At 37.8% G+C, this 23,185-nt stretch carries 19 protein-coding genes, 6 tRNA genes and 1 other RNA gene; 20 read left to right on the plus strand and 6 right to left on the minus strand.

The genetic code is table 11. The features are described 5' to 3' along the window. Nucleotides 1–251: 251 nt before the first annotated feature. The 10 genes from ACLU24_RS05300 to ACLU24_RS05345 all read left to right on the plus strand — a co-directional run bounded on the left by ACLU24_RS05300 (nucleotide 252) and on the right by ACLU24_RS05345 (nucleotide 8,644). A complete protein-coding gene (locus ACLU24_RS05300; protein ID WP_412610836.1) occupies nucleotides 252–1,136 on the plus strand; it encodes a MurR/RpiR family transcriptional regulator in 885 nt (294 codons plus the stop codon). Further along, entirely contained in the window at nucleotides 1,114–2,364 is a 1,251-nt protein-coding gene (locus tag ACLU24_RS05305; protein WP_412610975.1) for a BaiN/RdsA family NAD(P)/FAD-dependent oxidoreductase, read from the plus strand. The genes ACLU24_RS05300 and ACLU24_RS05305 overlap by 23 nt, the downstream gene beginning before the upstream one ends. Nucleotides 2,365–2,389: 25 nt before the next feature. Beyond that, entirely contained in the window at nucleotides 2,390–2,947 is a 558-nt protein-coding gene (locus ACLU24_RS05310) for a GNAT family N-acetyltransferase (protein ID WP_412610837.1), read from the plus strand. 65 nt (nucleotides 2,948–3,012) lie between these two features. Continuing rightward, the gene (locus ACLU24_RS05315; protein ID WP_412610839.1) at nucleotides 3,013–3,480 is read left to right on the plus strand and encodes a GNAT family N-acetyltransferase; all 468 of its coding nucleotides are present in this window, start codon (nucleotides 3,013–3,015) and stop codon (nucleotides 3,478–3,480) included. 56 nt (nucleotides 3,481–3,536) lie between these two features. After that, nucleotides 3,537–4,199: a (d)CMP kinase gene (gene cmk, locus ACLU24_RS05320; protein WP_412610841.1), complete on the plus strand. Its 663-nt coding sequence runs from the start codon at nucleotides 3,537–3,539 to the stop codon at nucleotides 4,197–4,199. Beyond that, complete coding sequence (locus ACLU24_RS05325) at nucleotides 4,199–4,819, plus strand: lysophospholipid acyltransferase family protein (RefSeq protein WP_412610842.1); 621 nt, start codon at nucleotides 4,199–4,201, stop codon at nucleotides 4,817–4,819. Before cmk ends, ACLU24_RS05325 begins: the two co-directional genes overlap by 1 nt. Nucleotides 4,820–4,860: 41 nt before the next feature. Then, the gene (locus ACLU24_RS05330) at nucleotides 4,861–5,511 is read left to right on the plus strand and encodes a lysophospholipid acyltransferase family protein (protein WP_412610844.1); all 651 of its coding nucleotides are present in this window, start codon (nucleotides 4,861–4,863) and stop codon (nucleotides 5,509–5,511) included. Further along, the gene (locus tag ACLU24_RS05335) at nucleotides 5,441–7,396 is read left to right on the plus strand and encodes a bifunctional 4-hydroxy-3-methylbut-2-enyl diphosphate reductase/30S ribosomal protein S1 (protein WP_412610846.1); all 1,956 of its coding nucleotides are present in this window, start codon (nucleotides 5,441–5,443) and stop codon (nucleotides 7,394–7,396) included. Before ACLU24_RS05330 ends, ACLU24_RS05335 begins: the two co-directional genes overlap by 71 nt. A gap of 104 nt (nucleotides 7,397–7,500) precedes the next feature. After that, nucleotides 7,501–8,052, plus strand: coding sequence for a TIGR01440 family protein (locus tag ACLU24_RS05340; protein WP_412610847.1), 552 nt, complete (start codon nucleotides 7,501–7,503; stop codon nucleotides 8,050–8,052). Nucleotides 8,053–8,059: 7 nt separating this feature from the next. Continuing rightward, the gene (locus tag ACLU24_RS05345; protein ID WP_412610849.1) at nucleotides 8,060–8,644 is read left to right on the plus strand and encodes a hydrolase; all 585 of its coding nucleotides are present in this window, start codon (nucleotides 8,060–8,062) and stop codon (nucleotides 8,642–8,644) included. A gap of 477 nt (nucleotides 8,645–9,121) precedes the next feature. On the opposite strand, the gene ACLU24_RS05350 is transcribed toward ACLU24_RS05345, so the two are convergent. The 4 genes from ACLU24_RS05350 to ACLU24_RS05365 are packed head-to-tail and all read right to left on the minus strand — an operon-like array spanning nucleotide 9,122 to nucleotide 13,691. Continuing rightward, nucleotides 9,122–11,590: an ATP-dependent Clp protease ATP-binding subunit gene (locus tag ACLU24_RS05350; protein WP_412610850.1), complete on the minus strand. Its 2,469-nt coding sequence runs from the start codon at nucleotides 11,588–11,590 to the stop codon at nucleotides 9,122–9,124. 60 nt (nucleotides 11,591–11,650) lie between these two features. Beyond that, nucleotides 11,651–12,706, minus strand: a complete 1,056-nt coding sequence (locus ACLU24_RS05355) for a protein arginine kinase (protein WP_412610851.1) — start codon at nucleotides 12,704–12,706, stop codon at nucleotides 11,651–11,653. Nucleotides 12,707–12,723: 17 nt separating this feature from the next. Beyond that, on the minus strand, nucleotides 12,724–13,218 hold the full coding sequence (locus tag ACLU24_RS05360; RefSeq protein WP_412610852.1) for a UvrB/UvrC motif-containing protein: 495 nt from the start codon (nucleotides 13,216–13,218) through the stop codon (nucleotides 12,724–12,726). A gap of 11 nt (nucleotides 13,219–13,229) precedes the next feature. Beyond that, complete coding sequence (locus ACLU24_RS05365; RefSeq protein WP_022265503.1) at nucleotides 13,230–13,691, minus strand: CtsR family transcriptional regulator; 462 nt, start codon at nucleotides 13,689–13,691, stop codon at nucleotides 13,230–13,232. A gap of 253 nt (nucleotides 13,692–13,944) precedes the next feature. Here ACLU24_RS05365 and ACLU24_RS05370 point away from each other — a divergent pair, with 253 nt between their 5' ends. Beyond that, nucleotides 13,945–14,613 (plus strand): ABC transporter ATP-binding protein, encoded by a 669-nt coding sequence (locus ACLU24_RS05370; protein ID WP_412610853.1) that lies wholly within the window; start codon nucleotides 13,945–13,947, stop codon nucleotides 14,611–14,613. Between the two features lie 66 nt (nucleotides 14,614–14,679). On the opposite strand, the gene ACLU24_RS05375 is transcribed toward ACLU24_RS05370, so the two are convergent. Continuing rightward, nucleotides 14,680–15,285 carry a TetR/AcrR family transcriptional regulator C-terminal domain-containing protein gene (locus ACLU24_RS05375; RefSeq protein ID WP_412610854.1) on the minus strand — a complete coding sequence of 202 codons (606 nt, stop codon included), beginning with the start codon at nucleotides 15,283–15,285 and terminating at the stop codon, nucleotides 14,680–14,682. A gap of 171 nt (nucleotides 15,286–15,456) precedes the next feature. Between ACLU24_RS05375 and ACLU24_RS05380 the strand changes: the two genes are divergently transcribed. The 3 genes from ACLU24_RS05380 to ACLU24_RS05390 are packed head-to-tail and all read left to right on the plus strand — an operon-like array spanning nucleotide 15,457 to nucleotide 21,690. Beyond that, a complete protein-coding gene (locus ACLU24_RS05380; protein ID WP_412610855.1) occupies nucleotides 15,457–15,792 on the plus strand; it encodes a hypothetical protein in 336 nt (111 codons plus the stop codon). Next, nucleotides 15,780–18,260, plus strand: a complete 2,481-nt coding sequence (locus ACLU24_RS05385; RefSeq protein ID WP_412610856.1) for an efflux RND transporter permease subunit — start codon at nucleotides 15,780–15,782, stop codon at nucleotides 18,258–18,260. Before ACLU24_RS05380 ends, ACLU24_RS05385 begins: the two co-directional genes overlap by 13 nt. Then, the gene (locus ACLU24_RS05390) at nucleotides 18,247–21,690 is read left to right on the plus strand and encodes a GLUG motif-containing protein (protein WP_412610857.1); all 3,444 of its coding nucleotides are present in this window, start codon (nucleotides 18,247–18,249) and stop codon (nucleotides 21,688–21,690) included. The genes ACLU24_RS05385 and ACLU24_RS05390 overlap by 14 nt, the downstream gene beginning before the upstream one ends. A 255-nt stretch (nucleotides 21,691–21,945) precedes the next feature. Here ACLU24_RS05390 and ACLU24_RS05395 read toward each other — a convergent pair. Beyond that, nucleotides 21,946–22,032, minus strand: a tRNA-Leu gene (locus ACLU24_RS05395). Between the two features lie 139 nt (nucleotides 22,033–22,171). Between ACLU24_RS05395 and ACLU24_RS05400 the strand changes: the two genes are divergently transcribed. The 6 genes from ACLU24_RS05400 (at nucleotide 22,172) to ffs (ending at nucleotide 23,114) form a co-directional block, all read left to right on the plus strand. After that, nucleotides 22,172–22,245, plus strand: a tRNA-Gly gene (locus ACLU24_RS05400). Nucleotides 22,246–22,248: 3 nt separating this feature from the next. Next, nucleotides 22,249–22,325: transfer RNA gene (locus ACLU24_RS05405), tRNA-Arg, on the plus strand. Between the two features lie 4 nt (nucleotides 22,326–22,329). Further along, nucleotides 22,330–22,406: transfer RNA gene (locus tag ACLU24_RS05410), tRNA-His, on the plus strand. 57 nt (nucleotides 22,407–22,463) lie between these two features. Then, a tRNA-Gln gene (locus ACLU24_RS05415) sits at nucleotides 22,464–22,539 on the plus strand. A 5-nt stretch (nucleotides 22,540–22,544) separates the two neighbouring features. Further along, nucleotides 22,545–22,620: transfer RNA gene (locus tag ACLU24_RS05420), tRNA-Lys, on the plus strand. A 396-nt stretch (nucleotides 22,621–23,016) separates the two neighbouring features. Continuing rightward, nucleotides 23,017–23,114: signal recognition particle sRNA small type (ffs, locus tag ACLU24_RS05425), an RNA gene on the plus strand. The last annotated feature ends 71 nt before the right edge of the window (nucleotides 23,115–23,185 follow it).

Raw genomic sequence — 23,185 nt, forward strand, 5'->3', positions numbered from 1 at the left:
GATTTTGCATATTTTTTATCTTACAAATTTTCTGCAATTTATATTTCAAAGAATATATGAAAATTTTATATAGCTGCCATTTATACCAAATTATATCATATTTTACTTATTTTTCATGTGATTACTTTGAGATTTTTAAATTATATGACTTGATTTTATTAATAATTAGTAATAAAATATTTATAAGTATGCCAAAAGGGGCATAAATAACGCTGTTTCGGTAGATTGATATGGCGTTCGGAGGGTTAAAAATGGCGGAAAATCTTGTTTCTAAAATTGAAAAGCAGTTACCAAGTTTTTCAAAAGGACAAAAGCTCATAGCTGCATATATAAGCAATCATTGTGATGAGGCGGCATTTATGACGGCTTCTAAGCTAGGAAATGCTGTTGGGGTAAGTGAATCTACTGTTGTTAGGTTTGCAACAGAGCTTGGATATGATGGATACCCCAAATTACAACACGCTATGCAAGAAATGATTCGTGAAAAGCTGACTTCGGTACAGAGAATTGATGTTACGGCAAAGCGTATCGGCAAAAAGGATATTCTTGAATTTATCTTGCAAGAGGAAATTGATAGAATAAATTCAACAATAGAAGAAACTTCCAAGGAGGATTTCTATAATGCTGTTGATGCTATATCAAAAGCAAGAAAAATTTATATATTTGCAGTTAGAAGTTCGGAAGCATTGGCAAATTTTCTTGGATATTACTACTCTATGATTTTCGGAAATGTCACAGTAATAAGTACATACAGTGAAACAGAAATAAGTGAAAAGCTTATGCGTATGTGCAAAGATGATGTTATAATCGGAATAAGCTTTCCAAGATATTCAAAGGCTGCTGTTTTTGCTGTTGAAACAGCAAGAAAGCGTGGAGCTAAGGCAATAGCACTTACCGATAGTCTTATAAGTCCATTGGCTGATTCTGCGGATTATTTGCTTCTGGCAAGAAGTGGCATGGCAAGTGTTGTTGATTCTCTCGTAGCACCTCTCGGAATGATTAACGCACTTATTGTAGCTACTGTTCTGAACAGGCGTGAGGAGTCTGAGAGGACATTTAATACACTTGAAGAAATCTGGTCGCAATATAATGTCTATAAAAAAAGCGGAGAGGATGACGCTCTTGACAAAAAATAAAAGTGTAATAGTTGTCGGGGGAGGAGCGGCAGGACTTATGGCAGCAATCCATTCGGCATGGAGTGGAGCAAAAGTTATAATTTTTGAGAAAAATTCTCGTCCTGCAAGAAAAATTCTCATAACCGGTAAGGGCAGATGTAATGTCACTAATAATTGCAGTATCGAAACAGTTATGAGTAATACGCCGACAAATCCTAAATTTCTTTATAGTGCATTGAATCGCTTTTCTCCTGAGGATACTATGAACTTTTTTGAAATGCTTGGAGTAGAGCTTAAAACAGAGCGTGGAAACAGAGTTTTTCCTGTTTCAGATAAGGCTAAGGATATAGCAGATGCTTTGATAAACTGTGCAGAAGGTGCAGGCTGTTCAATCTATGAGAAAAATATAAAATCTCTTATAATAAAAGATAATACTATAAAAGGTGTCAAGGATTCAAATGGTATTGAATATTTTGCTGACAGCGTGATTTTAGCTTGTGGCGGTGCTTCATATCCTAAGACGGGAAGTGACGGTTATGGCTATGTTCTGGCTCGTCAGGCAGGACATACTGTCACAAAGATAAAGCCCTCGCTTGTACCGCTTGAATCTATTGAAAGCTATTGTCGTGATATGATGGGACTTTCACTTAGAAATATAAAAATAGACCTTTTAGATACAAAAATAGAAAAAACGATTTATTCGGATTTCGGAGAGCTTTTGTTTACACATTTCGGACTTTCAGGACCGGTTATTCTTAGTGCCTCATCTCACATACAAGAGATGGAGAGCGGAAGATATAAGATTGTTATAGATTTAAAGCCGGCGCTATCTGAGGAGCAGCTTGACGCAAGAATACTTCGTGATTTTTCAGAATTTAAGAACAAGGATTTTATAAATTCACTGGGCAAACTTTTGCCACAGAAAATGATACCTGTAATCATTTCACTTTCGGAAATATCTGAACATAAGAAATGTAACGAGATTACGAGGGCAGAACGACACAGGCTTTTGAAATTGATTAAGGCTTTTCCGATTACGATTAAGGCTTTCAGACCAATAGCTGAAGCAATCGTCACATCAGGTGGAGTAAGCGTTAAAGAAATAAATTCAAAGACAATGGAATCGAAATTAGTCAAGGGCTTATACTTTGCGGGAGAGCTTATAGATATAGATGCATATACAGGTGGATTCAATCTTCAGTTAGCCTTTGCGACAGGTGTTATTGCAGGGGAGTCGGCTGCGGAATAAAATAGAATTTTAAGGATGAAAATAAATGCTTAATCATTTTGGAACTCAATCAGTAGAAACTGAAAGATTGATATTAAGGCGATTTAGATATTCAGATAATGAAGCTATGCTTAAAAATTGGATAGCTGATGAAAAAATACAATCTATGTATTCAGAACCCACATATACAACTATTGAAGCTATAAATGAACTTTTGAAAAAGTATATAGATTCATATGAAAATTCAGACTATTACAGATGGGCAATTATTCTGAAAGATAGTGGTGAATGTATCGGGCAAATTGCTTATTTTTTGGTTGACACAAAGAATAATTTTGCAGAGATAGAATATTGTATAGGTTCGGATTTTCAATGCAAAGGATTGGCAACTGAAGCTACAAAGGCTGTAATTGAATATGGTTTTTCAAAAATCAATCTCCACAAAGTACAGATTTGTACTAAAACTATAAATATTCCATCTCAAAAGGTTATTGAAAAATGTGGATTTCATTATGAGGGAACTTTAAGAGATTATTTTTATATGAATGGCGAATATGTCGGAAGATTGTATTATTCAATTTTGGAAACAGAATATAAAAGATGATTAGTGTAATAATTAACAATATTTTAGAGGAACTATATCAATTTAAGTTTGGAGAGGTGCTTTAGGTGATTATCAGAAAATTTAAAAATGAAGATAGTGTAGAATTGGCAGAAGTTATTGCTAAAACACTACGAACAACAAATTCAAAAGATTATTCAAGTGAGTACATAGAAAATGACATTAGTTTTTTAACTGCCGATAAACTAATTGAGCGTTCAAACTGGACAAATCTGTATGTGGTCTGTGAAGATGAAAAAATAGTTGGCTGTGGTGCGATTGGTTCTTATTGGGGCAAAGAAGATGAAAGCAGTTTGTTCACAATTTTTGTATTACCTGGATATCAAGGACAGGGAATTGGACGAAAGATTATGGAAACACTTGAGCAAGATGATTATTTTTTTAGAGCAAAGAGAATTGAAATACCTTCATCAATTACAGCGGTAGAATTTTACAAAAAATTTGGCTATGATTATAAAAACGGTGTTAAAGAAATTGATGATGAACAATTATATCGACTTGAAAAATTCAGATAAATCTTATAGTGCTTTTACAATTTTCAAGAATGACAATTTTGAAAGGAAGTTTAAAAATGATTTCAATAGCAATAGACGGACCTGCCGGTGCAGGAAAAAGCTCAATTGCAAGAGCTGCTGCCGAAAGACTCAACTATATTTATGTTGATACAGGTGCTTTGTATAGAACTATTGGTCTTGCAGTTGCAAGAAATAATACCGATATTCAAAACGAAGCAGAAATTGAGAAACTTTTGAAAAGCCTTGATATTAACATAGTTTTCTTTAATGGCGAACAGCATGTTTTGCTTGGTGATGAAGATGTTTCAGGCGAAATTCGTACAGAAAAGGCATCAATGATGGCGTCTAAGATTTCTGCAATTCCTGCGGTAAGAGCATATTTGCTTGATACACAAAGAGATTTTGCAAAAACGGATAATGTACTTATGGACGGCAGAGATATTGGCACAGTTGTTTTGCCTAATGCAAGCGTTAAAATTTTCCTTACAGCCTCACCGGAAATCCGTGCAAAACGCAGAGTTAAACAGCTTGAAGAAAAAGGAATTAAATGTGATTATGACGAGGTTCTAAAGGACATAATAACAAGAGATTATAACGATTCTCATCGTGATATTGCTCCTTTAAAGCCAGCAGAAAATGCCATTATTCTCGATACCTCAGATATGACGCTTGAGGAATCCATAGATGCCTTGGTTAAGCTTGTAGAGGAGAGAGTTTGATGAAACGAAATCCACTTTATGTAGTCGGAAGAATTGTTGTAATCCCAATATTTAAGCTGTTATTTTTCTATAAAGTTAAGGGAAAGCACAATGTTCCTGATGAAGGTGCGTTTGTTGTTGCATCAAACCACCTTTCAAACTATGACCCTGTACTTCTTGCATTAACTCAAAAGCGTCAAATATTCTATATGGCGAAAGCTGAACTTTTTCAGAATAAATTTCTTGCAAAGCTGATAAGAACACTTGGTGCTTTTCCTGTTGAAAGGGGAGCGGGTGACGGCAAAGCTATAAATGAGGGCGAAAGACTTATTTCAGAGGGAAAGCTTCTTGGTATTTTTATAGAAGGTTCTCGCTCTAAGACAGGAGAGCTTTTAAGACCTCGTTCAGGAGCTGTTATTGTTGCACATCAGATGAATGTTCCGGTAATTCCTGTATGTATTACTCCGAAAAATAAGAAAATCAAAGTCTTTCAGCGTGTAACTATCTCGTGGGGAAAGCCTATTTCTGTAGAGGAGCTTGGAATTAAAAATGGTGATCGTCAAGAATACAGATATGCAAGTAACGTTGTAATGGATAGAATTAAGGAAATGCGTGCAGAAGAACTTAATTTGAGAAAATAACGGCCTATTGGGATATATTTCCCGAAAGGACAGTTGTACTAATGTACCATTTTTTAAAAGTATTGTGTAGGGTCTTGTTTTTTTCTCTGTTTCGAGTTAAAATAATAGGAGAGCAAAATTTTCAGGGGAGTGCAATTTTATGTGCAAACCACCGTTCACTGCTTGACCCTATAATTATTTCCTGCGTTATGAAGCGGAAGGTTTATTATATGGCTAAGTCAGAGCTTTTTGATGACCATGGTAGAATTTTTGCATGGTTTTTAAAAAGTGTCGGAGCTTTTCCTGTTGCAAGAAGCAGTGCTGATAAATCGGCAATGCTAAGAGCAGAAAAACTTCTCGATGATGACTGTATAGTGGGAATTTTTCCTCAAGGAAAAATTGTTAATGATGAAACGAGTTTTAAAATTAAAGCTGGTGCATCGCTTCTTGCTATGAGAGTTGGAGTGCCGATAATTCCTGTTTCAATATATTTTGAAGGGAAAATTTTTCCGTTTAAAAAGATAACGGTAAGAATAGGCGAGATTATACAAGTTGAAAAAGAAAACGGTGCTTGTGCAAAGAAATGTCGGGTTCTTTCGGAAAGGCTTTCTAAAACAATAGAAACTCTCTTGGAGGTGAAGCATGAAAATAATTTTAGCAAAGTCAGCGGGATTTTGTTTCGGAGTGAACAGAGCCGTTACGATAGTAAATAATCTGCTCGATGAGGGCAAGAAGGTTACTACACTCGGTCCAATTATTCATAATCCGCATATGGTTGCGGAGCTTGCAGAAAGAGGCGTCGAAATTGCTGATACTCCGGACGATTTGAGCAGTATGGATAGAACGCTTGTTATACGCTCTCATGGAGTTCCTCAAAGTGTGATTGATGAAATCGAACAGAAAGGAATTTCATATGAAAACGCCACCTGTCCATTTGTTTCTAAAATTCATAAAATCGTAAAAGATAATTCCCATGATGGCAAGGTTGTACTTATTGCAGGAGATGAAAATCACCCTGAAGTTCAGGGTATCGTAGGTCACTGCGAGGGCGAGCATTATATCTTCAAAGATCATGAAGATTTAGAAAAATTACTGAAAAAATTTAAAAATGTTGAAAACATTTCTATATGCGTCGTTGCACAGACTACTTATGATGTAAAAGAATGGAAAAATTGTTTAAAACTTCTCAAAAAAGTATATACAAATGCTAAAATATTTGATACAATATGTAGTGCCACATCAATTAGGCAATCAGAGGCAGAAGAACTTGCCTCTATCTCCGATATTATGGTTGTCATAGGCGGAAGGCAAAGCTCTAATACGGCAAAGCTTTTCTCGGTGTGTAAAAGCAAATGCGAGAGAACTTATCTTATTGAGAGTGTTGCCGAGCTTGATGACATTGCTCTGATTGATGCTGATATAATTGGCATAACTGCAGGGGCTTCTACTCCTGCAAGGATTATTAAGGAGGTATTTAATACCATGACAGAGAACATTGAAAAAACAGAAAACACAGCAGAAAACTTTGCAGAGCTTCTTGAGGAATCTCTCAAAAATTTTAATACAGATGAGAAGGTGCATGGCGTTGTAGTTGGCATAGCTCCTAACGAAGTCTATGTTGATGTCGGCAGAAAGCAGGCAGGCTTTATTCCTCTTGCAGAGCTTTCTAACGACCCTAATGCTAAGGCTGAAGATCTTGTTAAGATTGGCGATGAGCTTGACCTTTTGATTATGCGTACAAATGACCAAGAGGGTACAATCATGCTCTCTAAGAAGCGTCTTGACGCTATCAAGGGCTGGGACGAAATCATTAAGGCTAATGAAGAAGATACACCTGTAACTGGCTTTGTAACTGATGTTGTGAAGGGCGGCGTCATTGCAGTAGCTAATGGTGTTCGTGTATTCATTCCTGCATCACAGGCAACTGCTACAAGAGGCGAGCCACTTGAGAACCTTCTCAAGAAGGAAGTTACTTTCAAGATTATTGAAGTAAACAAGGGCAGAAGAAGAGCTGTTGGCTCAATTCGTGCTATCCTCAAGGAAGAGCGTCAGAAGCTTGCTGATAAGTTCTGGGAAACAGCAGAAATCGGCAAGAAGTACACAGGTACAGTTAAATCCCTCACTTCTTATGGTGCATTCGTTGACATCGGCGGAATTGACGGTATGATTCATATTTCTGAGCTTTCATGGGGACGCATTAAGCACCCATCAGAGGTTGTAAAGGTCGGCGACACTGTTGAAGTTTACATCAAGGACCTTGACCGTGAAAAGGGCAAGATTTCTCTTGGCTACAAGAATACAGAGGATAACCCTTGGGAAATCCTTAAGCGTGATTATCCAGAAGGAACTGTAACAGAGGCTACTATCGTAGGTATGACAGACTTCGGTGCTTTCGCTAACATTCTTCCTGGCATTGATGGTCTTATCCATATTTCACAAATCTCTACTGAGAGAATCGAAAAGCCACAAGATGTTCTTAAGATTGGCGATAAGGTAACTGTTAAGATTACTAAGATTGACTTCGATAAGAAGCGTATCAGCCTTTCTATCAGAGAGCTTCTTGAGGACCAAAAGTCAGAAGAAGCAACTGAGGAATAATTCAGTTGATTAAGTAAAATAGTATAACTATTGGAACATAGGCGTTCTGCTGATATGGCAGAATGCCTTATGCTCTATTTGAGAGTTTTATTGGGAGTGATTTTATGTTTGAAGAGCTTACACAGCAAGCAAAAACGGCAGTACTTGAAATTATTGAACAGGCAAAAATCGGCAAGGGAAGTATTTTTGTTGTTGGCTGTTCCTCAAGTACAGTTAAGGGTGAAAATTACGGCAAAGCATCAAGTATGGAAATTGCACAGGCAATTTTTGACGGAATTTATCCTGAACTTAAGTCAAGGGGAATTTTCCTTGCGGCTCAATGCTGTGAGCATTTGAACAGAGCAATCATAACAGAGCGTGAAGCTGCCGAAAAGCTTCGTGAGCCGGAGGTTAATGTTATACCTCAGCCGAAGGCAGGCGGTTCGTTTGCTACGATTACCTATAATACACTTGAAAATCCTGTTGCGGTTGAGCATATCAAGGCTGACGCAGGAATCGACATAGGCGGAGTTCTTATCGGTATGCACCTTAAAGAAGTTGCTGTACCACTTGTAATTTCAGTTAAGAATATCGGCAAGGCACATATTACAAGTGCAAGAACTCGTCCTAAATTTATCGGTGGCGAAAGAGCCCATTATAATGACGATATGAAATGAGGTATCTATGACAAACAAGGAAGAATTTTTGCAGATTTATAACGAGTATATCAAGCGTCAAGGTTCACAGGAATTTCTTGAGTGGCTTTTAAAAACAGACTTTTTTACAGCACCTGCAAGCACAAAATATCATGGTGCTTGTGAGGGTGGGCTTTTACTTCATAGCCTTAATGTCTATAAGACACTTCGTGAAAGATATTTCGAGGAGGGCAAGGATAGCGAGGAAAGTTTCGCTATTTGTGCCTTGCTTCACGATTTATGTAAGGCTCAGTTCTATAAGGTTTCGACAAGAAATGTCAAAAATGATGTTACAGGTCAGTGGGAGAAAGTTCCTTATTATACGGTCGAAGATGCATTCCCTTATGGACACGGTGAAAAGTCGGTGTTTCTGATTGAACGCTTTATGCGTCTTAAAACAAGCGAGGCTATGGCTATTCGTTGGCATATGGGCGGCTTTGACGATTCAGCAAGAGGAGGAAGTTTTGCGATAAGTCTTGCTTATGAGAAATATCCACTTGCTGTCAAACTGCATCTGGCAGACCTTGAATCTACATATCTAAAAGAAAAGAACACCAGTACGGTTAATAAATAAGTGGCAAACCACCAGCGGAATCGCATCAGATGACTACCTGCGACAAGCCTCGTTTGGAATGTATATGGTAGGTTTGTTCACATGTAGGAAGTAAATATCAGATTTCCTAAGACACTTAAAATTCAAGTAAAACCTTTTTAGGCTTGCGGATTCCAAAGTCAGAGCCTTTGTTGGGTGTTAAGAGCAACGCCCTTAACATTTTTTGTCCGAACGGGCAAACGCAGTTTGCCAATACAATTTAGTTTTTAGTGAAATGAAAATCGCTTACAGAGTTGTTGTCTGTAAGCGATTTTTTTATTTATTATAGCTATAATATCTTAATAAAATTTTTGATGTATCAGGGTAGTGAACTGAATGAAAAAATAAAAAAGAAAATCTGCCCTAATTTGGTGTAATGAAATTACTAACCAAATTAAAGGACAGATTTTTTAAAGAACTATTGGTGATATTTTAAAATGCTAATAGTTTTCTCAAACTTTATTCTGATTTAGGTGTAAAGGTAAACTTGTTATCTACAAATTCGCAGATATATTTGCCACCCTTAGCAATAGAGCCATCAAGAATTTTTTCGGAGATATCATCTTCGAGCTTAGATTGAATTGCACGACGGAGAGGTCTTGCACCATAAACAGGGTCAAAGCCTTCCTTAGAGATTTCATCAATAGTGCTATCAGCAAAGGTAATGTCGATTTCCATATTTTCAAGTCTCTTTGTGAGGGTCTTGAGCATACGCTTAGCAATATTTTTGATATCTTCATCATTCAGTCTGTTGAAGACAATTATATCGTCAATTCTGTTAAGAAATTCAGGCTTAAAGGTATTTTTAAGCTCGCCCATAACAGCTTCTCTGATTTCCTCTGCGGTTTCTTTTTCGGACTTTGGCTTATCTGGGTCATCGCTGAGGAAGCCAAGACTCTTTTGCTCGTTAGTGATAAGTTTTGCACCAACATTAGATGTCATAATGATTACGGTGTTACGGAAGTCAACCTTTCTGCCTTGAGAATCTGTCAAACGACCGTCATCAAGAATCTGAAGGAGCATATTGAATACATCAGGATGAGCCTTTTCAATCTCATCAAAGAGGATTACTGAATATGGCTTCCTTCTTACTCTTTCAGTAAGTTGACCGCCCTCGTCATAACCAACATATCCTGGAGGTGAACCGATGAGTTTAGAAACCGTATGCTTCTCCATAAATTCCGACATATCGAAACGAATCATAGCGTTTTCATCACCGAACATTGCTTCTGCAAGAGTTTTGCAAAGCTCTGTTTTACCTACGCCTGTTGGACCTAAGAAGATGAATGAGCCTATTGGACGATTAGGGTCTTTCAAGCCGACACGACCTCTACGGATAGCCTTTGCAACAGCCTTAACAGCTTCGTCCTGACCGATAATTCTTTCGTGGAGGATTGATTCAAGCTTGAGCAAACGCTCGCTCTCTTCTTGAGTAAGCTGTACAACAGGGATACCTGTCCAACCGGAGACGATTTCAGCAATATCTTCAGGTGTAACCTCATCGTTGGTATGGTCATTTTTATCACGCCAATCACGCTTTGCAGCTTCGATCTTATCTTTGAGAGCCTTTTCTTTATCACGAATTTGTGCGGCACGCTCAAAATTCTGCTCATTGATAGCGGATTCTTTTTCTTTCTGGAGCTGTGAAAGTTCGTCCTCAAGTCCCTTGACATCAGCCGGAGGAGTAAAGTTCTTTAAACGAACCTTAGAAGCAGCCTCATCTATAAGGTCGATAGCCTTATCAGGAAGGAATCTGTCTGCAATATATCTTGATGAAAGCTTTACAGCAGATTCTATAGCATCGTCTGTGATTTTTACCTTGTGGTGAGCTTCATATCTGTCACGAAGTCCTTTAAGGATTTCGATAGCTTCTTCTTCTGAAGGTTCGCCGACCATAACAGGTTGGAAACGACGCTCCAAAGCACTATCTTTTTCGATATACTTTCTATATTCGTTTATGGTTGTTGCACCGATAACTTGGAAATCACCCCTTGCAAGAGATGGCTTTAAGATGTTTGCAGTATCGGCTGAACCTTCTGCTGAACCCGCACCAATAATGGTATGAAGTTCATCAATAAAGAGGATTACATTACCGGCCTTTTTAAGCTCACTGATGACATTGTTAATTCTGTCCTCAAAATCGCCTCTATATTTTGTACCAGCAATCATACCTGTAAGGTCAAGAGCGATAACACGCTTATTTTTAAGTGTTTCAGGAACATCGCCTGAAACAATCTTCAAAGCAAGACCTTCAGCAACGGCTGTTTTACCAACACCAGGTTCACCGATTAAGCAAGGGTTATTCTTGGTTCTACGAGAAAGAATCTGGATAACACGCTGAATCTCATCCTTTCTGCCGATGACAGGGTCAATACCACCCTGTGCGGCAATAGCTGTTAAATCTCTGCCGTATTTATCAAGGGTTTTAGTATTACCTGAACCTTTTGATTGCTTCTTATCAGGTGATGAAATATTTCCTTGTTCATCGGAGCTGCCAAGAAGATTTTGAAGATTATCTATAAGATCGTTAGCTCTTACACCCATTTCGCCAAGGAATCTTACAGCATAGCTATCTGTATCAGCAAGTATTGCAAGTAAGATATGCTCAGTGCCGACATAGTTATTACCGAGTCTTGATGCCTGCATAATTGATGTTTGAATAATACGCTTTGTGCGTGGTGTGAAATCATCAGGCGAAAGTGTAATATATTCGCCTATGCCGATTTCAGATTTGATAAGTTCTTCAAGCTTATCGGCAGATGCACCTGCTTCTGTAAGAGCAGTATAGGCAACACCATCATTTACTTTAAGAAGACCAAGCAGAATATGCTCGCTTCCGATGTATGTGAAGCCTAATTCTTGTGCGGATTCGATTGCAAGATTGATTGCACTGTTTGCCTTTTCTGTAAATCCATTAAACTTATACATAAAGCAATACCTCCCATTTATAATATACAATAAACTTAATCAATAATTTCTCGGAATTTGTTAGTTTTCGAGTCGTCTGTTATTTGGAATGTTCGTTTTGAGCATTGTGGAACGGACAACATCTGCTCTGATTCTATCTCGTTCTGATGGAGAAAGTTTTTTGCCGACATTCTTCATAAGTGTTGCAGGCTGTGTTTCAATCATAAGCCTGTTGATAATATCGAAGTCGATTTTGTCGATAATTCCTGTTGCAATACCGAAACGAATGTTAGAAAGAAGTTTCATACATTCTTCGTTAGACATAAGCCTTGCGTATCTTGAAAGACCATAGGAACGGCTGATAGCATCTACAACCTCAATGTTTTTAGTAAGATTGTTTCTTGCCTCACGCTCCTGTGCAACAAGCTGAAGTGCTACATCTCTAAGATTGCTCATAGCCTGCTCTTCGGAGATACCAAGTGTAACCTGATTAGAAAGCTGATACAAAGCACCTTTTGGTTCGCTGCCTTCGCCGTACATACCACGAAGGACAAGTCCAAGCTTTGAGAGAGTGGAAGCTATTCTATTCATAGCCTTGCTCTGTTGAAGTCCCGGAAGATGTAACATAAGAGAAGCTCTCATACCTGTGCCGAGGTTTGTCGGACACTGGGTAAGATAACCAAGCTTATCATTGAAAGCGAAGTTAAGACGCTCATCAAGTAGAGTATCAATCTTATCAGCAATATCATATGCGGCTGCAAGGTCAAGACCCTGATGCATAACCTGAATACGGATATGATCCTCTTCGTTAATCATAACGCTGACGCTTTCGTCATCAAGGAGAAGAAGCCCTCTGCCTTGTCTGTCGGAAATAAACTCAGGACTTACGAGGTGACGCTCTACAAGAGAAACTGCCTCTTCCTGAGTAAGCTCAGGCATCTGAATGTATTCAAATCTGCTTGCGAGAGCGGAATTGCCATTAAGAATGGCGTCCTTTACAAGTGCGGCAACTTTGCATTTTGTTTCGTCATTAAGTCGGCAGGGGAAAGGATATTCTTTGAGATTTCGTGCGAAACGAATTCTCGTGCTTATGACTACATCGCCCTCATTACCGCTTTTGTTATACCACTTATCCATAATTAAATCCCCCTCTCTTAGCCTTTAGCTTCAAGCTCTTTGATTTGGTCACGGAGCTTTGCAGCTTTTTCAAATTCTTGTTCTTTAATTGCGGCTGTAAGCTCCTCTTTGAGCTTTGCGAGTGTGCTCTTCATTTTAACCTCGCTGCCCGCAGATTTTGCAAGCTTGCCGATATGAACTGTCTTGCCGTGTATTCTTTGAATTGAAGGAAGAAGCTCATCATAGAATATGTCATAGCAGTTTGCACAGCCGACCTTACCACTTTTTGCGATATCCTCAAAGGTACTACCGCAACAGTTGCAACGTTTTCTGCTTTTTAAGGTTCTGCTCTCATTGCCACCCATAAGACTTCCTAAGAATTTATCGAAATCCATTCCGAAATTTCCGAAGAAAGAATTATATCCGAGCTTCTGGGCACATTCACGGCAAAGATTTACTTCTGCAAGTTCACCGTTAATTATTGTTTTGATGTGAGTAGTTGCTTGGTTTTGACCACAGGATTGACATAGCATAAAGATTCCTCCTATTCATTTATTATCATATGTGTTATAAGCAAATTTTTGAAGATTGAGGCTCTGAGCGAATCACGCTTTTGCGGTGGAGTATCGCCATAAGCCTTATCGGAAAGTGCCGCACTCATCAATGCTGAATCATATGCGGAAATTATACCGCTATCCTTCATATTCCTAAGCATAATTGCTGCGGAAGATGAACTTAGCTTATCGCCAATGGAATTAACTATGTGCATAATAGCGGAGCGTCTGTCGGTGGTAACTCTTGTGATTCTGATGTAGCCGCCGCCGCCACGCTTGCTCTCTACGATATATCCCTGTTCAGGAGTGAATCGGGAAGTTATAACATAGTTTATTTGGCTTGGTACACAACCAAGCTCACCAGCAAGGACATTACGCTGAATTTCTGCATTGCCATCGCTTTCATCAAGCGCACGCATTATATAGTTGGCAACGAGGTCACTCATTCTCATTTATTCTCACCTCTTATTTTATCTCTTGTCTTTGACTTTCCTTGACCTTGTGATTGTATTGTACAGCAATGGTCAAAAAAAGTCAAAGTCAAATAAAGTCAAAAACATACTGTAATATACACAAAAACTCTCGAATACTCTCTTTTTCTATCAAATACTAATTATTTTAAATTTTTTGAAAAATTTTTAGTCGGTATTTTTGCGGAAATATTTGACCAATCTGGGTTAATACTATTATCAGGAGTGATGTTTTATGCAGAAGCTTATTGAAATAAAAAATATTTCTAAGGTTTATAATACTGGCTGTGCAGAGGTTTATGCACTTTCAGACATAAGCCTTAATATAAATAGGGGAGATTTCACTGCTATTATAGGCAAATCAGGTTCAGGTAAATCAACACTGCTGAATATTCTTGGCTGTCTTGATATTCCGACAAGTGGAAAATATTTTCTTGACGGCGAGGAAGTTTCTAAATTAAGCGAACGGAGACTTTCCTATATAAGAAATAAGGTTATCGGTTTTATCTTTCAAAACTTTAATCTTGTGCCGACAATGACGGCACTTGAAAATGTAGAACTTCCTCTTATATATAGAAAAACTGAAAAGCAAAAGCGTCATAGTTTAGCAATATCTGCACTTGAGATGGTTGGGCTTTCTGAAAGAATGAATCATCGTCCCTTTGAGCTTTCCGGGGGACAGCAACAGAGAGTAGCAATCGCAAGAGCCATTGCCGCTGAACCGCCACTTATTCTTGCAGACGAACCAACAGGCAATCTTGATGAAGGTTCAAGTGCGGAGATTATGAGAATTTTATCTGAACTTCATAATTCTGGCAAAACAGTTGTAATAATTACACACGATAATTCAATAGCAAATATGGCGGATAATAGAATAAAAATCAGTGACGGAAAAATTATATAAATGATAACGCTTTCGAGATTTTCTAAGGTCTTACCAGTTACGAAAAGTGATTGGTACATATGTAAATTATATAGTTGCAGTATTTTCCTGTAATCGCATTTTTGCACCACGAACATGGTCTTGCAAGAGTTGGTCGGCAAAAGAAACTAGCTCCTGCGGAGTTCTTTCAATCTCACCCAAAAGCCAGCTTTCCATTATACCTACCAGAGAAACCACATAGAAATGCGTCAAAAGGTCTATATCGGCTTTAGTTATTTTTTTATCCAAAATGCCAATATCCATACCGATTTGCTCTATAGTGTGATGAATAATATCATAAATATCCGACGCAAAAAATCGTTTTATATGTTCTCTTCCAAGAGATTTCAATGCACAATAGCACACAGCATGATTTTCTTCAATATATTGAAAAAGTTGCAGAAGTCCATCTTGCCAAAGAAGCATTCCTTCATGACGACGCAATAGTGAGATTGCCTCTTCGTCAAACATCCAGCGTAACAACTCGTAAACATCTGAAAAATGGTAATAGAAATTCTGACGACGCATTCCGCATAGTTCTGTTATTTCATTGATTGTTATTTTCTCGAAAGGTTTTTGTGCCATTAAAGTTTTTAGCGCTGCGGCTAAAGCGTGTTTTGTGTTGTTTGATGTGGTGTAAGTTTTCTTTTCCATTTCGATGCCTCCCAACTTATATGTTTTTATTATAGCATAAAATTATACCGATTTCATTCGGTCAAATTAGGGTTGATTGTCATAATTCTGACATAGCACTTTTGTTTGACCTTTGAAATTTGAAATGTATTGAAGTAGTATTAAATCGATTTTTAAAAGGAGGAAATTTCTATGAAAACGAGCTATAAAATTTTTCTGGATAGTCAACTTGGTGTTCGTGAAGGGAAACTTGCTTTGAATACAAAAGAAGGAAAAGTCGATGGTATTATGACTTTGCTGGAGTTTGATAATCTTATAAAAGGTGAGTATGTAGGGCAGATTTATCACTTGAGGCATAGTCTGCACACTATGACACGAGAACTTTCCTGCAATACCACATTTGAGATAGTAGGAGATGAATTATCTGGAATTATTGAAACAGAAAATGCAAGAATGAAATTATGGGGGCATAAGATTTATGATGAAAAACATTTGGAAAGAGGCGAGAAAAGAGAATGCCGAAAATGAAAAATCACGCAAAGCAAAGTACATCTTTTATGCTGAAGCTTTCTACACTAATTGTAGATAAACGAAATCTGATTTTTTTGATTACTGTTATTCTATTGATTTTTTCTGCTTTTTCACGAAATTGGGTTGAAGTAGAAAGTGATTTGACCTCTTTTTTACCAGATACAGCCGAAACCAAGCTGGCGTTAAATGTTATGGAAAATCAGTTTACAACCTACGGTACAGCGGACATTATGGTAGCAAACATTACATATAAAGACGCCGAAGCTCTTAGTGAAAAACTTTCTGATATCAAAGGAGTACAAGGAGTTGCTTTTGATAATTCTACCGACCATTATGAAGATGCCTCAGCTATGTTTTCAGGGACCTTTGATTATGATGAAAACGATGATGCTTGCCTTAAATCGCTTGACGCAGTAAAAGAAGCACTTGATGGATATGATATTTATGTTTCCACAGGTCTCGGAAATTCGATAAAGGATACAATCGCATCTGAGGTCAATATGATTATGATTTATGTGGCAATTATTATTGTTATCGTTCTAATCTTAACCTCACAAACTTTCGGAGAAGTTCCGGTTTTATTGCTTACATTTATTATTGCAATGGTACTGAATCAAGGCAGTAATTTTTTGCTTGGTAAAATATCTTTTGTATCAAATTCCGTAACAAGTATTTTGCAACTTGCACTTTCACTTGACTACGCAGTCATCCTCTGTAACCGCTTTAAAGAGGAGAGGCAGACAATGTCAATCAGAGATGCAGCAATAACAGCTTTGAGCAAAGCAATTCCGGAGATTGGTGCAAGCTCACTTACTACAATCGGTGGTCTTGCTGCTATGCTCTGTATGCAATTTAAGATAGGTCCGGATATGGGAATATGCCTTATTAAATCAATTATATTTGCATTGCTTTCTGTATTTCTTGTTATGCCGGGATTATTAGTGCTTTTCGGTCCTCTTATTGAAAGGTCGAAACATCGAAACTTTATTCCAAAGGTATCATTTATCGGTAAGTTTGATTACGCCACACGACATATAGTACCGATTATTTTTGTGGTTTTGATTGCATTTGGATTTTGGTTTTCAAATAAATGCCCTTATGTATACGGTTATAGCTCTCTTACCACACCAAAGCTCAGTGAGTCGCAGGTAGCCGACAAAATGATAGACGAACATTTCACCTCGTCTAATATGTTGGCACTGGTTGTTCCTGCTGGAGATTATGAAAAAGAGGCAAAGCTACTTGAAGAACTCAAAAAGCATGATGAGATTGATTATACAATAGGGCTTGCTAATACAGAAGCTATGGACGGTTATATGCTTGCGGATAAACTGACGCCAAGACAATTCTCAGAAGTTGCCGGACTTGATTACGAAGTAGCACAGACAATCTATGCGGCATATGCTGCAAAGGACGAGGACTATGGTAAACTTGCCGGAAATCTTGCATCTTATAAGGTGCCACTAATTGATATGTTCTTATTTGTTAGTGAACAAGTGGATTCCGGGATTGTGACGCTTGATGATGAGCAGACAAAGACACTTAATGATGCAAAGAAACAAATGTCAGCAGCAAAGGCGCAGCTTTGCGGTACAGATTACGACCGTATGTTGCTTTATCTGACACTCCCAGTCAGTGGAGATGAAACTTATTCCTTTATTGATACAATTCACGAGATTGCAGAAGGTTATTATCCCGATGGCACAGTCTATGTGGCAGGTGACTCCACCAACGAATATGATTTTCAAAAATCTTTTGTTCGTGATAATTTGGTTGTCAGCATAGTTTCAATTCTAATCGTTCTTGTGGTTTTGCTATTCACCTTTAAATCGGTTGGAATGCCAATTTTACTTATTATAGTTATTCAAGGAAGTATATGGCTTAATTTCTCTGTTCCATATTTCACTGGAAATGGATTATTTTTCATGAGTTATCTTGTAGTAAGTTCTATTCAGATGGGTGCTAATATCGACTATGCAATCGTAATTGCTAACCGCTATCAGGAGATAAAAAACACTATGAATCACAGGCAGGCAATGATTGAAACATTGAATTTTGCATTTCCTACGGTTCTGACATCTGGTACTATACTTTCAGTATCAGGTATTCTGATAGGTCAGATGACCTCCGAGGCTGCAATCGTTGGTATTGGTCAGAGTCTTGGTCGTGGAACTATTTTGTCTATGATTCTTGTACTATTCGTTCTGCCACAGATTTTGCTTATAGGAAGTGGTATTGTAGATAAGACGTCCTTCTCTGTTAAGAAACCGAAACGCCAAAAAGCAACAAGTGGGCGTATTTATGTTAGCGGAATGGTCAAGGGCGAGATAAATGGTTCGGTCAACGGTATAATGCACGCAAGTATAGATGGAGATACAGAGCTACATTTGATATCTGGTGAGATTACAGAAGAATGTGATACAGAAGAAGTGGTAGGGGAGGAAATAGAAAATGAAAAGAAATAGTACGATTATTCGATTTATGGCATTACTGCTTGCAAATGTTATGCTGCTATCTCTTTGCCCAATCGCTTATGCAGCAGATGATACACTTCGTATCGGAAGCCTGAATGAACTACAAAACTTTGCAAAGAGATGTTCCTCTGACAAATATTCAAAAAACCTTACAGTTATTCTTACGCAGGATATAGACTTAAAAGAAAGTGAACTGTCTATTCCGATATTTTTAGGAACATTTGATGGTAACGGACATAAAATTACCGGATTGAAAATAATATCAGAAAATTCTCGTTCGGCATTATTCGGTCGTATAGAAAAAGGTGCTGTTGTTAGAAAGCTTCAGCTAGAGGGTGATGTATCTCCTACGGGAGAGCAGAATTATATCGGCGGTTTTGCTGGCGAAAACTACGGAACGATAGAAAATTGTAGTTTTTCAGGAGTTATATCCGGCTCTGAACAAGTAGGCGGTATTGCCGGAATCAATAAATCAAGTGGCGTGATTACGGGTTGTAGTGTTTCTGGCGTGATTTTAGGAAAAAAGTTCATTGGAGGAATAGTTGGTGAAAATTCAGGAAGTATAGTCAACTCTTCTAATAAGGCGGCAGTTAATACAACTATTACAGATGAAAATATTACGCTTTCAGAGCTTACTGAACTTGATAGTGTTATATATGATTTGTTGAAAAATAAAAATTTAGACCATGAAATACCAGTAACAACCGATACCGGAGGTATTGCAGGATATTCAACTGGCGTTATTCAGAGCTGTGAAAATAGCGGTGCAGTTGGTTATTCCCATGTTGGTTACAATGTTGGAGGTATTGTAGGTCGTCAGAGCGGTTATATCAGCAACTGCCAAAATCATGGCAAGATACTCGGAAGAAAAGATGTAGGCGGTATTGTCGGACAGATGACGCCGAATATTACCTTGCAAGTATCCAATAATAGTCTTGATGAATTACAAAATGAATTAAATAAACTTCATTCACTAATTGATCGGACATTGAGTGATGCAGAATCTACCTCAAATAGTGTGTCTGAACATCTTAATCAAGTGTTAAGTTATACCGATAATGCTCGTAGCAGTGCAAATAATATGACAGACCAACTTGGCTCTTTTGTGGATTCAAATATTGAGTCGGTAAATGGACTTTCACTTATGATTGAGAGATATTTATCAAAGCTTTCGCCAATTACAAGTGATATTGCGAATACCTCAAGCGGATTAACTGATACGATTAGTGAGATACGCAAGCTTTTTGATATGCTTGACGGAACAACTGAGTATAATGAGCAGATTTTGCGTGAACTTCAAAATTTCTGTACAGAAACATCGCAGACTGCAAAAGACCTAAGTGATGGACTTGATGCTTTTAATCGTGCTATTGACCTGTTGAAAAATGAATCCGCTAAGCCGGATACCACACAGCTCTCTGCAGATATTGCAATGCTGAAAGAGTCTTCTGATAAGCTTAAAACCACAATAAATCAGGCAATTAAGGAATTGAAAGATAATGGCACTATTACAAAGGAAACCAGTTTGGCATTGGCAAACGGATTTCGGACAGTTCTTGATTATAATGTTGCAGTGGGTCGTGATTTTACAGATGTTTTGAAGAATACAGATTTTTCCGCAATCAGAAATCAGAAGCTCCAAACGCTTCGTAAATTTGCGAATGAAATGCAAACATCAATCACCTGTTTTTCATCGTCATCATCACATTTTAGTAAGGCCATGGACGCTCTTGGCAAAGGTATAGGCAGTTTGCGTGATTTGAATACAAAGCTTAGCAAGGTATCAAAACAGTTTGATGCTGTACTTGAAAGTGTGCAAGAAACTTCTACATCGCTGAAAAGTGCTTTGAAAAAAGCATCACAGTTGGTAGATGAGTTTTCAAGAGAAGAACCTATTACTTTTACACCACTTGGTTCAGAATTTACAAATTCATCAGATGCTTTGAACACTGCACTTAGTGGAATTGGTAATGAACTTTCTGAATTAAATACATCTATCTCATCTTCAAGCACTGCATTGTTATCTGATGTTCGTGCAATAAATACACAGTTTATGAAGGTTATGAATTTATTCTTGAACCTTATCAATGAAACAAAAAATATAGATTATACTGATATATTTGAAGATGTTTCGGAGGATAGCATACAAAGTGCTGTACGAGGTAAAGTACAAGAATCGAATAATGATGGTGAAATTTCAGCAGACCGAAATGTTGGTGGTGTTGTAGGGTCTATGGCTATCGAATATGACCTTGACCCAGAGGACGATTTATCGCTAAATAATTGGTCCGGTAAATTTACATATCAAAGTCGTGCAATCCTTCTGAACTGTAAGAATACAGGCAATATTACAGCAAAACGAAGCTGTGTAGGCAGTGTAGTCGGTCGAATGGATATTGGTACAATTTATGGCTGTGGCGGCTTTGGAGATGTCACAAGCAATTCTGGAGACTATGTAGGTGGGGTATGTGGTTTCTCACTTTCATCGGTCAAAAACAGCTTTACTAAATGTACACTTTCCGGTAAAAAATATGTTGGCGGTATAGTCGGTTCTGGTAAGCGTGTTATAGATTGTGTTTCTATGATTGAAATTTCTTCTGATAGTTCATTTTGTGGTGCAATCACTGGAGAAATTACAGGAGAATACAAGGGAAATTTATTTGTATCGGAATATCTGGCTGGGATTGATAGGATTAGCTATGCGAAAAAAGCGGAGTCAATTTCTTATCTTGAATTATTAAAGATTAATGGTCTTCCGGACGAGATGAAACAGCTTACTTTGCGTTTTGTGGCTGATGGTAAAGAATTAAAAACACTATCATTTAATTATGGAGACTCATTTTCTATGGATGTTGCGCCGAAGATTCCCAAAAAAGATGGAAATTATGCTGTTTGGAGTAGGACGGAACTTTCTGAACTTCATTTTGACACGATTGTTAATGCGGAATATATTCCATATGTAACAACAGTGGCCGGCAATGCAAAGCGTAAAGATGGTCGTACGGTATTTTTTGTTGAAGGGAATTTTGATGAAAAAGCAACTATGTCTACAGAAAAATGTGTTGTGCAAGATAGCGAGATTCCATTGAACAAATGGTGGCAGTCGAGAGAATTGCTCGAAAGTTGGACACTGAAATTAAGCAAGGACAATAAAACTATGCACAAAATACATTATCTTGCGCCAGACGGAAATATAGACGGCGTGTGCATTTTTGTTAAGCAAAATGGAGAATGGAAAAGGGTGGAAAGCTCTGAGTTTGGAAGTTATCTTGTTGCAGAGCTTGACGGAGAAAAGATAGAAATTGCTATTGTGCGTGAACAGACTCTTTGGTGGATATTGTTCATTCCTGTACTCATTTTGATAGTTGTGGTTTTATGTATTATAGGTTTGATATTATATAAGAAGAAACACAAAATGTAAAAATTCTAAAAAATTGAATCTAAAGCTGGAAAAATTAATTAGCGTTGTGAATATAAAAAGAGCAAGCAGAAATTTCCGTTCGCTTTTTTGGCTTGTAAAAATATTTCGTATATAACAAATCAACAAACTGTATTTAGGTTTCCGAGAAGCAAGGGAAATATAGATTAAAAATTCACTTACAAAATATTAGAAATACTACAAAAATAAAGAAAGCTCGTAAACGCTTTATATGATTGCGTTTACGAGCTTTTTAATTGGTGCCGGTAGTGGGACTCGAACCCACACACCCTTGCGGATAACAGATTTTGAGTCTGTCTCGTCTGCCAATTCCGACACACCGGCAAATAAGTGCTTAATTAGTATATAATAAAGCCAAGAAATTGTCAAGAGATTTTATTAAAAAATAAAAAATTAGAAAAAATTTTAAATTTCCTATTGACATTTAAAGAGCAGTATGATAATATAATGTTCGTCACGAAATGCGGGTGTAGTTCAGTGGTAGAACCCCAGCCTTCCAAGCTGGTTGTGTGGGTTCGATTCCCATCACCCGCTCCATATGCGCCAATAGCTCAGCTGGATAGAGCAACTGCCTTCTAAGCAGTAGGTCAGGGGTTCGAGTCCCTTTTGGCGCGCCATATGGTGGGTATAGCTTAGCTGGTTAAAGCGCTGGTTTGTGGCACCAGAGAGCGTCGGTTCGAATCCGACTATCCACCCCAATATTTTTATGTTTTCGTTCAGCATATGAAGTGTTCGTATGCTGAAGAAAATTTTTCTGGGGTGTAGCCAAGCGGTAAGGCAACGGACTTTGACTCCGTCATCTCGCTGGTTCGAATCCAGCCATCCCAACCAATTATGACTCATTAGCTCAGTTGGCAGAGCACTTGACTTTTAATCAAGGTGTCCGGAGTTCGAATCTCCGATGGGTCACCAAACTTCAAAGGCAATAGGTGTATACCTGTTGCCTTTTGTTTATATATTGATGGTATTAAAAAATAAATAGGCGTCGTCAATTAATAAAAATTGAATGGCAAAAACAAACAAAATTATTTTAGTTGCAAATAAATTATCAAAATACGATGAACAAATGCTTTTTAAAATATTGATTACTTATTTTGAGTAGAATTATTATTCGGCAAGAAGCATAATAAGTTATTTAAATCGATGAATTTATCATATTTATTGGATTTTGTTTTTATTATATTATTACAAGCTAATTTAATAAATTTTTAAAAAAGGCTTGCATTTTGTGAAGATATATTGTATAATAGCACTACTGCCGAAGAATATCGGTATAACAAGACAGAATGTGCTTTTTGATATGCTGGCGGATAGGTGCTGTACGATGAAGCACCGTGAACCATGTCAGGCGGGGAACCGAGCAGCATTAAGCGGTTGTAACATGCGATACAGTTAATCTGTTCGTCAGTATACCAAAGAGCATATGACCGACTTCCTCGGCTGTCTTGTTTTTTTGAGCCAAAAGGAAGGTGAGCTT

It is taken from the genome of Pseudoruminococcus sp., from assembly GCF_047012705.1.
Lineage (GTDB): Bacteria > Bacillota > Clostridia > Oscillospirales > Acutalibacteraceae > Pseudoruminococcus.

Coding starts and splice junctions, on each gene's coding strand:
- ACLU24_RS05300 (WP_412610836.1), top strand. CDS start 252: ATGGCGGAAAATCTTGTTTCTAAAATTGAAAAGCAGTTACCAAGTTTT.
- ACLU24_RS05305 (WP_412610975.1), top strand. CDS start 1,114: ATGACGCTCTTGACAAAAAATAAAAGTGTAATAGTTGTCGGGGGAGGA.
- ACLU24_RS05310 (WP_412610837.1), top strand. CDS start 2,390: ATGCTTAATCATTTTGGAACTCAATCAGTAGAAACTGAAAGATTGATA.
- cmk (WP_412610841.1), top strand. CDS start 3,537: ATGATTTCAATAGCAATAGACGGACCTGCCGGTGCAGGAAAAAGCTCA.
- ACLU24_RS05325 (WP_412610842.1), top strand. CDS start 4,199: ATGAAACGAAATCCACTTTATGTAGTCGGAAGAATTGTTGTAATCCCA.
- ACLU24_RS05330 (WP_412610844.1), top strand. CDS start 4,861: ATGTACCATTTTTTAAAAGTATTGTGTAGGGTCTTGTTTTTTTCTCTG.
- ACLU24_RS05335 (WP_412610846.1), top strand. CDS start 5,441: ATGAAAATAATTTTAGCAAAGTCAGCGGGATTTTGTTTCGGAGTGAAC.
- ACLU24_RS05340 (WP_412610847.1), top strand. CDS start 7,501: ATGTTTGAAGAGCTTACACAGCAAGCAAAAACGGCAGTACTTGAAATT.
- ACLU24_RS05345 (WP_412610849.1), top strand. CDS start 8,060: ATGACAAACAAGGAAGAATTTTTGCAGATTTATAACGAGTATATCAAG.
- ACLU24_RS05350 (WP_412610850.1), bottom strand. CDS start 11,590: ATGTATAAGTTTAATGGATTTACAGAAAAGGCAAACAGTGCAATCAAT.
- ACLU24_RS05355 (WP_412610851.1), bottom strand. CDS start 12,706: ATGGATAAGTGGTATAACAAAAGCGGTAATGAGGGCGATGTAGTCATA.
- ACLU24_RS05360 (WP_412610852.1), bottom strand. CDS start 13,218: ATGCTATGTCAATCCTGTGGTCAAAACCAAGCAACTACTCACATCAAA.
- ACLU24_RS05365 (WP_022265503.1), bottom strand. CDS start 13,691: ATGAGAATGAGTGACCTCGTTGCCAACTATATAATGCGTGCGCTTGAT.
- ACLU24_RS05370 (WP_412610853.1), top strand. CDS start 13,945: ATGCAGAAGCTTATTGAAATAAAAAATATTTCTAAGGTTTATAATACT.
- ACLU24_RS05375 (WP_412610854.1), bottom strand. CDS start 15,285: ATGGAAAAGAAAACTTACACCACATCAAACAACACAAAACACGCTTTA.
- ACLU24_RS05380 (WP_412610855.1), top strand. CDS start 15,457: ATGAAAACGAGCTATAAAATTTTTCTGGATAGTCAACTTGGTGTTCGT.
- ACLU24_RS05385 (WP_412610856.1), top strand. CDS start 15,780: ATGCCGAAAATGAAAAATCACGCAAAGCAAAGTACATCTTTTATGCTG.
- ACLU24_RS05390 (WP_412610857.1), top strand. CDS start 18,247: ATGAAAAGAAATAGTACGATTATTCGATTTATGGCATTACTGCTTGCA.